Annotated in this window: 8 protein-coding genes; 6 read left to right on the top strand and 2 right to left on the bottom strand. The window is 68.7% G+C overall.

Translation table 11 applies throughout. The features are described from left to right. Nucleotides 1-139 precede the first annotated feature (139 nt). Together ACP59X_RS23420 and ACP59X_RS23415 are read left to right on the top strand one after the other, a co-directional pair. Complete coding sequence (locus tag ACP59X_RS23420) at nt 140-2,557, top strand: Lon protease family protein (RefSeq protein WP_428563213.1); 2,418 nt, start codon at nt 140-142, stop codon at nt 2,555-2,557. Nucleotides 2,558-2,560: 3 nt separating this feature from the next. Continuing rightward, complete coding sequence (locus tag ACP59X_RS23415) at nt 2,561-3,331, top strand: hypothetical protein (RefSeq protein WP_428563211.1); 771 nt, start codon at nt 2,561-2,563, stop codon at nt 3,329-3,331. A 149-nt stretch (nt 3,332-3,480) separates the two neighbouring features. Here the strand turns inward: ACP59X_RS23415 and ACP59X_RS23410 are convergent, their stop codons facing one another. After that, a complete protein-coding gene (locus tag ACP59X_RS23410) occupies nt 3,481-5,691 on the bottom strand; it encodes a C13 family peptidase (protein ID WP_428563209.1) in 2,211 nt (736 codons plus the stop codon). Nucleotides 5,692-5,836: 145 nt separating this feature from the next. On the opposite strand from ACP59X_RS23410, the gene ACP59X_RS23405 reads away from it, so the two are divergent. Both ACP59X_RS23405 and ACP59X_RS23400 read left to right on the top strand, forming a co-directional pair. Then, a complete protein-coding gene (locus tag ACP59X_RS23405) occupies nt 5,837-7,033 on the top strand; it encodes a potassium channel family protein (RefSeq protein ID WP_428563207.1) in 1,197 nt (398 codons plus the stop codon). Next, the gene (locus ACP59X_RS23400; RefSeq protein WP_428563205.1) at nt 7,030-7,557 is read left to right on the top strand and encodes a cyclic nucleotide-binding domain-containing protein; all 528 of its coding nucleotides are present in this window, start codon (nt 7,030-7,032) and stop codon (nt 7,555-7,557) included. Before ACP59X_RS23405 ends, ACP59X_RS23400 begins: the two co-directional genes overlap by 4 nt. A 1-nt stretch (nt 7,558) precedes the next feature. Here ACP59X_RS23400 and ACP59X_RS23395 read toward each other — a convergent pair whose 3' ends face one another. Beyond that, the gene (locus tag ACP59X_RS23395) at nt 7,559-8,671 is read right to left on the bottom strand and encodes a DUF342 domain-containing protein (protein ID WP_428563203.1); all 1,113 of its coding nucleotides are present in this window, start codon (nt 8,669-8,671) and stop codon (nt 7,559-7,561) included. 250 nt (nt 8,672-8,921) lie between these two features. Between ACP59X_RS23395 and ACP59X_RS23390 the strand changes: the two genes are divergently transcribed. Both ACP59X_RS23390 and ACP59X_RS23385 read left to right on the top strand, forming a co-directional pair. Continuing rightward, nucleotides 8,922-10,970 (top strand): acyl-CoA dehydrogenase family protein, encoded by a 2,049-nt coding sequence (locus tag ACP59X_RS23390; protein WP_428563201.1) that lies wholly within the window; start codon nt 8,922-8,924, stop codon nt 10,968-10,970. 266 nt (nt 10,971-11,236) lie between these two features. Further along, nucleotides 11,237-13,087 (top strand): 4Fe-4S ferredoxin, encoded by a 1,851-nt coding sequence (locus ACP59X_RS23385; protein ID WP_428563199.1) that lies wholly within the window; start codon nt 11,237-11,239, stop codon nt 13,085-13,087. Nucleotides 13,088-13,171: the final 84 nt, after the last annotated feature.

The following is a 13,171-nucleotide window of genomic DNA, read 5'->3' as shown; positions in this document are numbered from 1 at the left end:
GCACCCCCTATCAGGATGCGGCCCGGCTGAAAAGGCGCCGCGCGGCACAGATGACAAAGCGGCCATTCGTTCGTATCTTGACGGACGCGGCCGGGAGCGCCCGGCCACCATCCCCAACGCCCTTCCCCAGACGGAATCCATGACGAACACCCTTCGCCCCCAAGACCTGCGCGCCGCCTGCGACCCCGCTTCCCTGCCCTACGCCGACAGCCGGGACATTCCCGACGACCCCGGCGCCCTAGCCAGGACCCAGCCCCGGGCCCACGCCGCCCTGAGCCTGGCGTTGTCCATCGGCGGCCGCGAGCACCACGTGTACCTGGCCGGCGAGCCCTCCATGGGCCGCACCCATTTCGCCCGGCGCTTCCTCGACCCGGCCGCGGCCAAGGGCCAGGTCCCGCCGGACTGGCTCTACGTCCACAATTTCGACGACCCCGACCGGCCCCGGGCCGTGTCGCTGCCGGCCGGGCAGGGCAAGGGCTTCAAGGCCGCCCTGGCCAAGGCCGTGACCGACATGCGCGAGGAGATCCCGGCCCGGTTCGAGCGCGAGGCCTACCAGACCGAGAAGCAGTCGCTTTTGCGCGGCTACAACGCCGACCGGGAAACCGTGCTCGACGAGATGGAGGAAAAGGCCCGGGGCGAGGGCTACAGCCTGTTCGTCGACGACCAGGGCGGCTTCACCCTTTATCCGCTGCTCGAGGGCAAGGTCGTTTCCGACGAGGAGTTCGAGCGCCTGGACCCGGAACTCAAAAAATCCCTCAAGGCCAAGGGCGACCGGCTGCTGGAGGAGATGGGCACGGCCCTGCGGCGCCTGTCCAAGGAGGAGCGCGGCTACCGCGATCGGGAAAAGGACCTGGAGAGGGCCACGGCCGGCGAGGTCGTGGACGCCCACCTGGCCGCCCTGGCCGATTTCCGCGCCGGCAGCCCGGCCATCGACCGCTACCTTTCGGCCATGCGGGCCGACATCCTGGACAACCTCGACGCCTTCCTGCCCCAGCCGGCCCAGGCCGCGCCGCCCCCGGCCCCCCACGGCGAGGGCGCCTATCCCGAGGACACCTTCTACCGCTACGAAGCCAACCTGTTCGTGGACAACGGCCAGCTCACCGGCGCGCCCGTGGTCATCGAGGACCACCCGACCTACTTCAACCTCATGGGCTGCATCGAGCGCGAGTCCGAGATGGGCGCGCTGTATACCGACTTCACCCTCATCAAGGCCGGCTCGCTGCACCGGGCCAACGGCGGCTTCCTCATCATCCGCGTGGACGACATCTCGGCCAACCTGGGTGCCTGGGAAAGCCTGCTGCGGGCCTTGCGCTCGGGGTTCGGCCGCGTGGAGGACCCGGCCGAGGGCGGCGAGCACGTGCGCACCCGCACCATCGAGCCCGAGCCGCTGCCCCTGGACCTCAAGGTGGTGCTGGTCGGGCCGGACGAGGCCTACGAACTGCTGCTGTATAACGACGAGCGCTTCGGCAAGCTTTTCAAGCTCAAGGCCCACCTGCAGGAAACCATGCCGCGCACGGCCGAAAACGTGCTGGTCTACCTGACCCTGGTGGCCACGGTCATCCGCGAGGCCGCCCTGCCGCCCTTCGACCGGGCCGCCCTGGCAGGCCTGGTGGAGTACGCCTCGCTGCTGGCCGAGGACCAGGCCAGGCTGTCGCTCAAGCTCCCCCTGGCCCGGGAGCTCATGATCGAGGCCGCCGCCCTGGCCCGGGGAGAGGGCGCGGAAACGGTCGGCGCGGCCCACCTGGAGCAGGCCCGCCGGGCCCGCGATTTCCGGGTCAACCTCTACGAGGAGGAATACCTCGAGGAGTACGACCGGGAGATGATCAAGGTGCCCACCACCGGCCAGGCCGTGGGCCGGGCCAACGGGCTGTCCGTGCGCATGTTCGGCGACTACGCCTTCGGGCTGCCCCACCAGATCGCCTGCACGGTGGGCGTGGGCCACGGCGGCATCCTGGACCTCGAGCGCGAGGCAGAGCTTGGCGGGCCCATCCACACCAAGGGCATGATGATCCTCAAAAGCTATCTCCTCGGCCGGTTCGCCCAGGACAAGGCCCTGGTCATGACCGGGTCGCTGTGCTTCGAGCAGAGCTACGCCGAGGTGGAGGGCGATTCGGCCTCGGGCGCGGAGCTGGCCGCGCTGCTCTCGGCCCTGGCCGAGCGGCCCATCCGGCTGTGCTACGCCATGACCGGGGCCGTGTCCCAATCCGGGGCCATCCTGGCGGTGGGGGGCTTAAACGAGAAGATTCGCGGCTTTTTCACGGTCTGCCGCCGCCGGGGCCTGACCGGCGAGCAGGGGGTGCTGCTGCCCGCCGACAACGTGGTCAACCTCATGCTCGACGACGACATCGTGGCCGCCGTGGCCGAGGGGCGCTTCCACATCTTTCCGGTCACCACCATCGAGGAGGCCATGGAGATCCTCACCGGCATCCCGGCCGGGGCTCCCGGCCCGGACGGCTCCTTCCCGGCCGGGACGCTCTATTCCCTGGTCGACGAACGGCTGGCCCGCCTGGCCCGTTTCGCGCCGGGGCTGCCCGGCGGCCAGCCGGGAAGGGGCTAGGCCGTGGCCAGCAACTGGTTCGACGAAAAGCGCGCCGAGTTCATGCGCGACCTGCTGCGCGACTACTGCCTGGCCGTGCAGGTGCTGGAAAAGCTCTTTCGCGAATTCGACCGCACCGGCACCATGGCCTTCGAGGACTTGAAGGACCTGCTCGGCGAGGAGATGAACAAGGGCCTGCTGTGGCGCTTAAAGGACACGGCCCACCACCTCTTCCGCGAGGGCGGCGGCTCGAGCCTGGTCGGCCAGTTCCTGGACTGGTGCATCGGCTACATCTTCCACGAGTCCATGAAGCTCAAGGAAGACGCCTACCAGCAGCAGAACTACGCGCCGTGGTTTCGCTCCATGCAGGAGCGCGAGCTGCCCGAGCCCGACCTCATCATCAGCCGCGAGCTCTTTCAGCTCCTCATGCAGACCGCCGAGAGCATGCAGCGCGAGATCCGCCGCATCCGGTTCCTTTTCGGCGAGTGCCGCAAGCTGTTTCCGCTGTTTTTCGCCGACCAGCAGGAAAACCACTGGCTGGCCCGGTTCCTGTTCAAGCGCAACGACCTGGTGCGCGAGGTCTTCATCCAGGGCTACCGGGAGCTGATCCGGGGCATTTACGGCAACACGCCGGAGATGCTCTACATCATGGCCTCGCGCAGCCTGCGCGAGGGCGGCTGGATGAAGCAGGCCGCCGAGGCGGCCGAGGAAGCCTGCCGCATCTGCCCCCAAAGCGAACCCGCCCGCCGCGAAAAGGAAATCGTCGACACCTGGCGCGCCCATCTGCGGGCGTAAGGCCAAAGTAAAACATAACGTCAGTTATGTTTTATAATTAACGCATTTTTTCAGTACCCTTCTGCTCTTGCCAGGCGAGGGTGACGAGGCCTCCGGCGGCCGGGGGGCATGATGCCCCCGGACCCCCTCGACGGGAGGAGGGACGCGCCTTATTGCAGCAACAGGCTGCCCCAGGGCAGCCCCGTCGAAGGGGGGGCCATGGTCGCCGGCTGGATGAGCAGCGATTTGGCGTTGCCCAGATCGGGCTCCCCGTTGCGCAGCCCCAGCAGGTACTTCCCGCTTGCCGCGTCGCCCAGGGAGAGGCCGATGGTCTTGTCCCGGTACTGCGTGCGCGAGGTGTTCCGGTTGCCCGTTCCGTAATAGAACCGGATGGCCCCGTTGGGGAAAAGCCTTGCCGCCACGTTGACCGGCCGGTCGTCCACCCAGGTGTGCACCCGCCAGATGACGGTCAGGTCCGCCGCGCCCGAGTCCACGGAAATGCCGTCGCCCGAGGACGGCGTGGCCAGCGCGTCCCAGTATGGGGCCACGGCCACGGCCGCCTTGAGGTCGTCCACGGTGTTGAGGCCGCTGGTTGTGGCCGTGCCGAAAGACAGGATGCCGTTGCTGCCGACGTTGACCGTTGTGTAGGTCGTGCCGTTAAACGGAAAGGCGAAGGGCAGGTCCAGCGTCCAGGACGTGTCTGTTCCCTTCCAGCCCGTGGACTGGCCGTCGCTGGGGAAGGTATCGTTGACCTCGTATTGCGAATAGCCGCCGTAGGTCGGCGCCTTGGCTTGCGGATAGGCGCCGGTCAGGGCCAGCTTGCGGCCGAGGTCCCAGGGGTTGCTGTAGTAGCTGGGGTGCTCGCCGTCGTTGTCGGTGTCGGTGACGGTTTCCGACTGGTAGGAGTCCTTGGCCAGGGCGTAGGCATAGGCCTCCTCCAGGGTGACGATGCCGTCGCCGTTGGAATCGCCCTTGGTCGGGTCGGCCAGGGCCTGGGTCGCGTAGTAGGAGAATTCGTCGTAGTCCAGGTCCTCCGCCGCGGCGGCGTAGGACAGCTCCCACCAGCGCGAGGCGGACAACAGCACCCGGTTGGCCCCCTTGAGCCCCTCCACGAACCCTCCGGAAAAACACTGCTCGAAAATGCCCACCACGGCCTTGGCCCTGACCTTGTTCACCTCGGCCGCGAATTCGGTGTTGGTGATGAACGTATCGTTCCACAGCCACAGGACCACGTCGCTGTTGGCGTAGGGCGCGGGGTTGGTGTCGGTGTTGTTGCCGCCGTGGTCGGTGGTGAAGATGTAGAGGATGTCCTCGCTGGTCATCTTGCCGGCCAGCTCGTCGAACACGGCCGTGATGTTCGCCTTGGTCGCGCTGTAGCGGGTGTCGTCGATGCCGTCGTCGTTGAGGTCCCACAGGGAGCTCGTGCCATCGGACTGATCCACGGCCGGGTTCTTGCCGTCGCTTATGAGCACGTAGATGTTGTCCTGCAGGAAGCCGTTGGCCTTGAGCGTCGTGAAAAAAAACGAACAGTCGTTCCAGTAGCGGGGATAGTTGCTGTAGCGGTTGGCCCCGCCGGAGATGATGACGGCGTAACGGTGGCTGGCGTCGGTGGCCGCCTTGGCCGTTGGCGGGGAGACGGTCGGGGCCGCCGCGCCGTTGGCCGCCTTGCTCGCCGGCGCGGCCCGGCTGGTGACTTCCGTGAAGGCCGACAGGTCCTTGGGCGGCATGGTGGCCCGGGCCACCGTGATGGCGCCGGTCCGGGCCACGAGCACGTAGCGGCAGGGGTGTTCCCAGTTGGCCCCGGGCTTGTCGTCCACGAAGAACAGCCAGCCCGGCCCGCCGGAAAGCGCCACTTTGCCGCGCCACAGGGCGACGGTCGCCGTGTCGGTCACGGCCTCGTTGGCCGCGTACACCCGCCGGCCCTGCAGGCTGTGGCCGAGCAGCCGGTCGGTGAGCGCGGCCAGGGCCGCTTCGGGGCTGGCCACGGCGGCCACGGCCGGGGCTTGCCGGCTGGCCGCAACCGGTGTCAGGCCGGGCGGCAGGGCGTCTACGGCGGCGAAGGTGGTCTGGCCGTCCGGGCGCACCAGGGCGACGCGGGAGAGTGTCTTGCCTTCGCCGAGGGGCACGGCCAGGCCGAACAGCCAGCCCGGCCCCTGGCCGAGGTGCACGGTCCGTCCTCCCGAGGACAGGGAAACGGTTCCCTGGCGCGGGGTTGCGTCGCCCCAGACGCTGGTGCCGTCGGCGCCGGCCCGGGCGTCCTGGGCGAGGAGCCGGTCATAGGCCTTGGCGTAGCTGTCGATGTCCGCCGCCGGGGCGAGGCCCGGCCAAAGCACGGAGAAGGCCGCGAGGGCCGTCAGCAGGAGAATGCGTCCGAACCACATGGGCGCTCCTGGGGTAGGGGAATACGGGGCGATCGACGAAAAACCATTTTGACCCTACAAGAGCTTCCATGCGCGTTCAAGGCTTTCGCGGCCGGCGGCCGCGACAGGATTACCGGGGACGGCCCCGCCCGGCGCGAAGGCGCGGATGAACGGGCCGGCGCGCCTGTGGCGCGGGCTTCTGGGCTCGACCCTGGCCACTTCCCTGGCCCTGGTGGTGGTCATTTTGCTCGCGGCCTCGGCCGCTTTCGATGTTTTCGAGTTCCAATCCTCTCCCGACAAGAATTTTTTCGACGCCCTGTGGTGGGCCATGGTCACGCTCTCCACGGTGGGCTACGGCGACGTCGTGCCCACCACTGTGGGCGGGCGGCTGGTGGCCATGGCCATCATGGCCGCTGGCGTTGGTGTCATGGCCACCTTGACCGGCAACCTCGCCTCGGTGCTCATCGAACGTAAAAACCGCAAACGGCAGGGGCTTATGCCAGTGAAAACCTCGGGGCACTGCCTTGTGCTCGGCTACAACGCCCAGGCGCCGCAACTGCTGCGCGCCCTGGCCGCGTCCGCGCCGGACGGGCGCAAGCCCGCCGTTGTCCTGGTCGCGCCGCTCGATCCCGAAACGTTCGCCGGGCTTGCGGCCGACCTGGCCCTCGACGACGTCCTGGCCTTTTGCCGGGGCAATCCCGCCCACGAGCCGACGCTTGGCCGGGCCTCGCCGGCCACGGCCCGGGCCGCCTACATCCTGTCCCAGGACGGCCTGGCCCCGGAGGAGGCCGACCAGCAGACCCTGCTTTCCGCCCTGACCTTCCGGGGGCTGGCCCCGAAAGTGCCGCTCTACGCCGAGGCCCTGCTCGAAACCAACCGCAAGCATTTGAGCCGGGCGGGCGTGGACGTGACGGTGGTGCGCGGCGAACTGGCCGGCCGGGCGATGGAGACCTTGGGCGCGCATCCGGCCTTGTGGCATTTCGTGGAGGGCCTGCTTGGCGGTCCGGGCCGCCGGGGCATGGCCGTGCGGGCCTTTTCCGGCGAGGAGCGGGGATTGCGCTGGTCGCAGTTGGTGGCCAGGTGCCTGTCCGGCGGCGGCGAGCTGCCCGTGGCCGTGTTCCGCCTGCGCCGGGATATCGCCATAAAAGACCTCCTGGACGCGGATTCGGCCCTGGACAGTTTCATTCTGGAGCTTTTCGCCGCCTACGGCCAGGAGGGGCGCATCGGCAGCCAGGGGCCGCGCGTGGTGGCCAATCCCGGCGACGGCCTGGACCTGTCCGGCTACGACGGGATGATCGTGCTGCGCCTGGGCGCCGCGCCCGAGGACGCGGCCGCGCCGGCCGGGGCGGGAGGCGCGGCATGAGCGACGATACCTGGAAGAAAGCCGCGCTGTTCGAGGGCCTCACCGATGTGGAGATCGAGGCCGTGCGGCCGTCTTTCGACGAAGTGGGGCTGCCGGCCGGCCGCGACGTCATTGTCGAGGGCGAACCCGGCGACGACATGTTCCTGCTGGTTTCGGGCAAGGTGCGGGTGCGCAAGTCCATGGTGCTCAAGGGCGTGGCCGTGCCGGCGCTGGCGGCCGAGGCCGGGGGCAAGACCCTGGCCGAACTGTCCGACGCCCAGAGCCCTTTTTTCGGCGAGATGGCGCTCCTCGACCGCGACATCCGTTCGGCCAGCGTGACCTGCCTCACGGACTGCCGGTTTCTGCGCATCGACCGCGACCGGTTTTTCGCCTTTCTGGCCGCCCGGCCGGAGATCGGCGTGCGGCTGGTGACGGTGCTGGCCCGGCGCCTGGCCCGGATGGTGCGCAATAACAACACCGAGATCGTCAAGCTGACCACGGCCTTGGCCCTGGTCCTCAGCCGCCGGGCGCAGGGCCGGGGGTAGGTTATTTGCGCAGGGCCGGATGCTCCATGAGGATCTCGCCGTCGGCGTAGCGGAAGACCACGTCCCGGGTGCCTTCGGGCACGGCCAGGATGGCCTCGCCGATGCCGATCTCGACGTTGGCCCCGATGCTGCCCGGCACGATCACCCGGCAGGTCGAAAAACGCCGCAAGGCCGCCGGGCTCGACCACAGCCGGGCCAGCTGCGCCTTGCACGACTCCAGCGTCCTTTCCAGGCGCGGCAACTCCTCCCCGCAGGCCTCGGCCCGGGCGTCGCCCCGGCCCATGTCCACCTTGCAGGCCTCGAGCTCCAGCAGCACCTCGCGCACCCGGGCCTTGAGATGCTGGTCCTGGTGGATGCGCTCGGGATCGTAGCCCAGAAGCAGCCGCGTCTGGCTCTGGCCGCCGCCGCCGAGCTGCTCGCCCACGTAGACCGCCTCGCCGCAATAGGCTTCCCCGCCCACCAGCCGGCCCTTGACCGCGAGCTTCTCCGTGGCGAACAGCCGGCAATGCATGCTGGCGCCGTCGATAAGGATGTTCTGCCCGGCGTGGAGCACCGCGTTTTCGCAGTATTTGGCCCGGATGCTCTTGCCGGCCCGCAGCGTCGACCGGCCGCCGCCCTGAATGCCGGCCTGGCAGGAAATAGTGGCCATGGCCCGGACCTTGGCCCCCTCCACCGAGCCCCGGATGGTCACGTTGCGGCCCATGACCAGGAAGCCCGACCGGACGTTGCCGCCCACGAGCACGTCGCCCACGGCCACGATGTTGCCGGTGTGGAAATCGATGTCGCGCCCCACCGACAGTGTCTCGCGCACGCAGATGATGCCGTCCACGCTGGCCACGTGGCCGTTGACCGAGGCGAGCAGCCGCTTGGGGTCGGACGGGTCGACCCGGCAGCCTTCGCCGTGGGGAAAGGCCAGGTCATCGGAAACGACGGCGCCGTCGTCCGGGGGCTCGTCCGGGGGGAGCTCCTCCCACTCGGCGATGAGCTGGCCGGCCACCACGTTCTGGGCATACCCCAGGTCGTACTGGTCCACGGACCCGTCCTCGCGGCTTTTGGGCCGCAGCCGGCGCCGTTCGTAATCCGGATCGAAATGGTATTTGAGAAGGTACGACATGCGGTTTCGCCGGTTGACCGGGCTGCCTGCTGGTTAATACCCCATACTGAGACTCGTAACGAACCCCCCGGGTTTGCACAAGTCCCGGCCGCGCCTGACTCCCGGGGCCTGCCCCGGGCCGGGCGCACCTGCCGCCTGCCGTCGGCCGGGCCAATTGACGCCCGGGAACGAATAATTTACCTATTCATACTTTTTGATGTCATCTCATCATGCGCCTCGGCGCGTCCAAACCTCGAATGAGGCGAAATCTATGGAAACGCTTCGCACACTCCCGGGCGACGACGTCCGGCAAATCATGTGGCGCTTCGCCGACCGCTTCGACCTGCAAATGGCCGTCCAGTCCGCCCGCGCCGTGGCCCGCGGATTGGTGGCCCGGCTGGTGGCCGAAGGCGCGCGCCATTCCCACGAATGGACCGAACAGAAAAAACAGCTCCTGACCGCCTTCGACGAGGCCGGCATCACCGCCGTGTTCCTCGACCCCCACCAGGGCGGCTTCATCGAGGGCCCCAAGAACATGGCCCTGGCCCTGGTCGCTTTCGAGCTCTCCTGGGTCGACGCCGGCGCCGCCACCTGCTCCCTGGCCAGCAACCTGGCCCTGTCGCCCATCCACGAGCGCGGCACCACCGAACAGCGCGACCACTACATGAGCCTGTGCGCCCCGGCCCCGGGCAAGGAGCCCTGGCGCGGCGCCTTCGCCCTGACCGAACCGTTGCCCTACGTCGGCGTGGACACCGGCGTGCTCGTCGGCAAGGTGCGCATCGACTCCTGGGAGGACGGCCAGGAGCCCATGCTGCAGGTCGACAAGCGCGGCCGCTTCATCACCGGCATGGACTTCGCCAATTTCGCCACCGCCGCCGTGGACACCGCCGACCCGCGCATCAAGACCTCCTGCATGGTCATCCTCGAAGAGGCCGACCCCGGCCTGTTCGACCGCGGCGCGCCGACCCTCAAGATGGTCCACCAGCTTTCCTCCACCCGCGACCCGGTCTTCAGCCTCAAGGTGCCGGCCAGCCGCATCATCGGCGGCTACACGGTCAAGGACGGCTGCATCGTCCCCAACTACAGCCACTCCGAGATCATCGCCGCCGTGTTCCACCGTACCCGCGTGCCCGTGGCCCTTATGACCACGGCCAAGCTGCTCTCCGCCGTGGAGCCGGTCATCCGCTACCAGCGCGGCCGTTTCCGGGGCGGCGACGCCTGCGCCGAGGGCACGCCCAAGTTCGAGCTGGGCCTGCAACAGAAGCAGGATGCGCCCATCCGTTTGGCCGAGGTCTGGGCGGCCGGCGAGGCCGGGGCGTCGCTGGGGTTCGCCACGGCGCGCCTGTTCGACCACCTCGACCCCACCGAGAAGCTCAAGGAAAAAGCCCTGGCCGCAGCCGGCGTCTCGGGCATGCGCGCCCAGCTCATGGCCCTTCGCAAGGTCGAGCCCCAGGCCATCGAATACGTCAACCTGCTTTTCACCCCCGAAGCCGGCCGCGACGCCGCCCGCTTCGACGCCCTGGGCGCCGACCCCGTGGTCGTCTACCAGGCCCTGGAAGCCGAGGCTGGCGTGCTGTGCCCGGCCTGCAAGCTCTGGAACACCGGCCACGGCGCCACGGTCATGCGCGAGGCCGTGGCCATGATGGGCGGCTACGGCATCACCGAGGACTGCCCCGGGTTCCTGTTCCACAAGTGGAACGACAGCCAACTCGAAGCCACCTACGAAGGCCCCGAGTGCGTGCAGCGCCGCCAACTGTCCATCACCATGGCCAGCGACATCTTTGCCGCCTACCTTGATAATTATATTACGGAAATGGAGCGCGTGGCCGGGAGCGCCCCCGAGACCGGCGCCGCTTCCGTGGCCGCCGGCCTGAAACTGTGGCAGGCCAGCCTGCGCTTCCTGGAAGCCGGCAAGGACGCCGACGGCAAGAAGCTCTACCACGGCAACCGCCAGGCCGTGACCTTCCCCCTGGCCGACGCCCTGTGTCCGCTCCTGGCCAGCCGGCTTTTTATCCTCGACGTGCTGGAGCTTTCGGCCAAGGGCCCGGAAAACCCGGTCGTGGCCGAGGGCCTTGACGGCTATGTGTCCTTTTTCAGCGACCTGGCCAAGGTCCAGGCGGCCAAGGCCGCCGGCGAGGCGGCCCGCGCCTGCGCCACCCTGGCCTACGGCTACGCCCCCGAGGGCGCGGACCTGTCGGCCATCGCGAGCCTGCGCGCCGCCGTGGACGCCTCGCTCGCCGGTGCCGGCGCCGCCCGCGAACGGGCCGGACAGGCACTGACCCAGGTGATGATCCCGGAAGCGCTCGATTACCCGATGTAGTGCGAAGAAACTGGGGCGCTGCCCCAGGCCCCGCCGGGGGGGATAATCCCCCCCGGACCCCCTTGGCGGGGGGTGAAGCCGGGTCGTCGACAGTCCGCCTTGCGGTCAGCCGCCGCCCTGGTTTCACCCCCGGTAAGGGAGTGTTAATTCGCCTGAAACCCTTGGGAGTTTTTTGGGAAGGTGGGGGTCCGGGGGAGGAAACCTTTTTTTGCAAAAAAAGGTTTCCTCCCCCGGTTCCCTCTTCTCACCCCAGCCACGGAGGATACATGGAAGAGCGGCAGGTCATGGAAACGGACATCGTCTGCGTCGGATTCGGTCCGGCCATGGGCGGCTTTCTGACCACCCTGGCCAGAGGCATCGTCAACGACGACGGCTCGCCGGTCATGGAGAGCCCGTTGGCCCCGGGCATGCCGCCCCAGGTCATCTGCTACGAACGCGCCGACGACCTGGGCGTCGGCGTCTCGGGCGTGGTCTCCAAGGCGCGCGGCATACGGGCCAGCCTGCCCGGGTTCAAGCCCGCCGACGTGCCCATGTGCGCCCCCGTCACCGACGAGAAGGTCGTCTACCTCCTCGACCCGGTCGGGGCCAGCCGCCGGCCGCTGCTCATGAAGCTCAAGGACAAGGCCATAAAAGCCCTGGGTGAACGGCTGCCCGGCTACAAGGACATGGCCGTGGAGCTGCCCTACATCCCGCCCTTCCTGCAAAAACATGGCGGCCTGACCTTTTCGCTGGGCCAGTTCAACCAGTGGGTGGCCGGCAACGTCATGGCCACCGGCGCGGCGCAAATCTGGCCCGGCTCGCCCGTGGCCGGGCCGCTGGTCGAAAACCGCCAGGTCGTGGGCGTGCGCCTGGCCGACCAGGGCGTGGACAAGGCCGGCAAGCCCGAGGCCGCCTACATGCCCGGCATGGACGTGCGCGCCAAGCTCACCGTCATCGGCGACGGCCCCGTCGGCCCGGTCGGCCGGGCCATCGACAACCTGCGGGGACTTCCCGCCGGCCACCACCAGCGCGACTATGCCGTCGGCATGAAGCTCGTCATCGACCTGCCCGGCCAGTGTCCCTGGAAGGAAGGCACGGTCATCCACACCATCGGCTTCCCCGAGCCGGAAATCTTCGGCTTCCTCTACGTGCTGCCCGACCGCACGGCATCGCTCGGCATCTTCGTGCCCTCCTGGTTCGACAACCCCGTGCGCACCGCCTACCGCTACCTCCAGCACTGGATGCAGCACCCCTACATCTGGAAGAACATCAAGGGCGGCAGCCTGCGTTCCTTCGGCGCCAAAACCCTCCAGGAAGCCGGCCGCAACGGCGAGCCCTACCTCGTCGGCGACGGCTACGCCCGCATCGGCGAAGGCTCCGGCACCACCAACGTGCTGACCGGCTCCGGCGTGGACGAGGCCTGGACCTCGGGCGTGCTTCTCGGCGAAGCCGTGGTGAAGCTCCTGGAGCAGGGCCTGCCCTTTACCGCCGAGAACCTCGAAAGGACCTACGTCGCCAACCGCCGGGCCTCCTGGCTCGACGCCGAGGCCAAGATCGCCGCCCGCTCCCGCGAAGGCTTCGCCGCCGGTTTCCTGCCGGGGCTGATCGGCATGGGGCTGTGCGGCCTGACCAAGGGCGCTCTGTGCTGGCCGGCCGAATCGAAACCCACCTGGAAGCGCATCCCGCGCCTCGAGGACTACTACTGCGGCCGCATCCCGGCGGCGGAGATCGAGCGCATCCGCCGCGAGGCCACGGCCAAGGGCCTGGCCCTGCACGACGCCCTCATGGACAGGGCCGGTTGGCCGGCCATCGCCTACGACGGCGAGCTGCTCGTCTCCCACCAGGACGCGCTGCTTCTGGGCGGCAAGGTGCAGGCCGCGCCGGGCTTCGCCGACCACGTCGTCTTCGACGACCCGGAGGTCTGCCGGGCCTGCCGCGAAAAAACCTGCATCGAGGCCTGCTCCGGCCAGGCCATCACCACCAACCCCGACGACGGCGTGCCGCTTTTCGACCGGGAAAAATGCGTCCACTGCGGGGCCTGCCTGTGGAACTGCTCCAAGCCGTCCCTGGCCGATCCCGAACGCACCAACATCCTTTTCAAAGCCGCCGCCGGCGGCCTGCACTCGGCCGAGAACTGATGAAGACCAGGAGGGGCGTTGCCCCTCCTGGACCTCCCCATCGGGGGGATAATCCCCCCCGAACCCCCTTGAAGGGGGGGAGGG

This window comes from Solidesulfovibrio sp. DCME (assembly GCF_049995385.1).
Classification (GTDB): Bacteria; Desulfobacterota; Desulfovibrionia; order Desulfovibrionales; family Desulfovibrionaceae; genus Solidesulfovibrio.
This window is presented reverse-complemented; position numbering and strand designations above follow the sequence as displayed.

Excerpts from the sequence above, each read along its gene's own strand:
- ACP59X_RS23390 (WP_428563201.1), top strand. The coding sequence starts at position 8,922 with ATGGAAACGCTTCGCACACTCCCGGGCGACGACGTCCGGCAAATCATG.
- ACP59X_RS23420 (WP_428563213.1), top strand. The coding sequence starts at position 140 with ATGACGAACACCCTTCGCCCCCAAGACCTGCGCGCCGCCTGCGACCCC.
- ACP59X_RS23410 (WP_428563209.1), bottom strand. The coding sequence starts at position 5,691 with ATGTGGTTCGGACGCATTCTCCTGCTGACGGCCCTCGCGGCCTTCTCC.
- ACP59X_RS23395 (WP_428563203.1), bottom strand. The coding sequence starts at position 8,671 with ATGTCGTACCTTCTCAAATACCATTTCGATCCGGATTACGAACGGCGC.
- ACP59X_RS23405 (WP_428563207.1), top strand. The coding sequence starts at position 5,837 with ATGAACGGGCCGGCGCGCCTGTGGCGCGGGCTTCTGGGCTCGACCCTG.
- ACP59X_RS23400 (WP_428563205.1), top strand. The coding sequence starts at position 7,030 with ATGAGCGACGATACCTGGAAGAAAGCCGCGCTGTTCGAGGGCCTCACC.
- ACP59X_RS23385 (WP_428563199.1), top strand. The coding sequence starts at position 11,237 with ATGGAAGAGCGGCAGGTCATGGAAACGGACATCGTCTGCGTCGGATTC.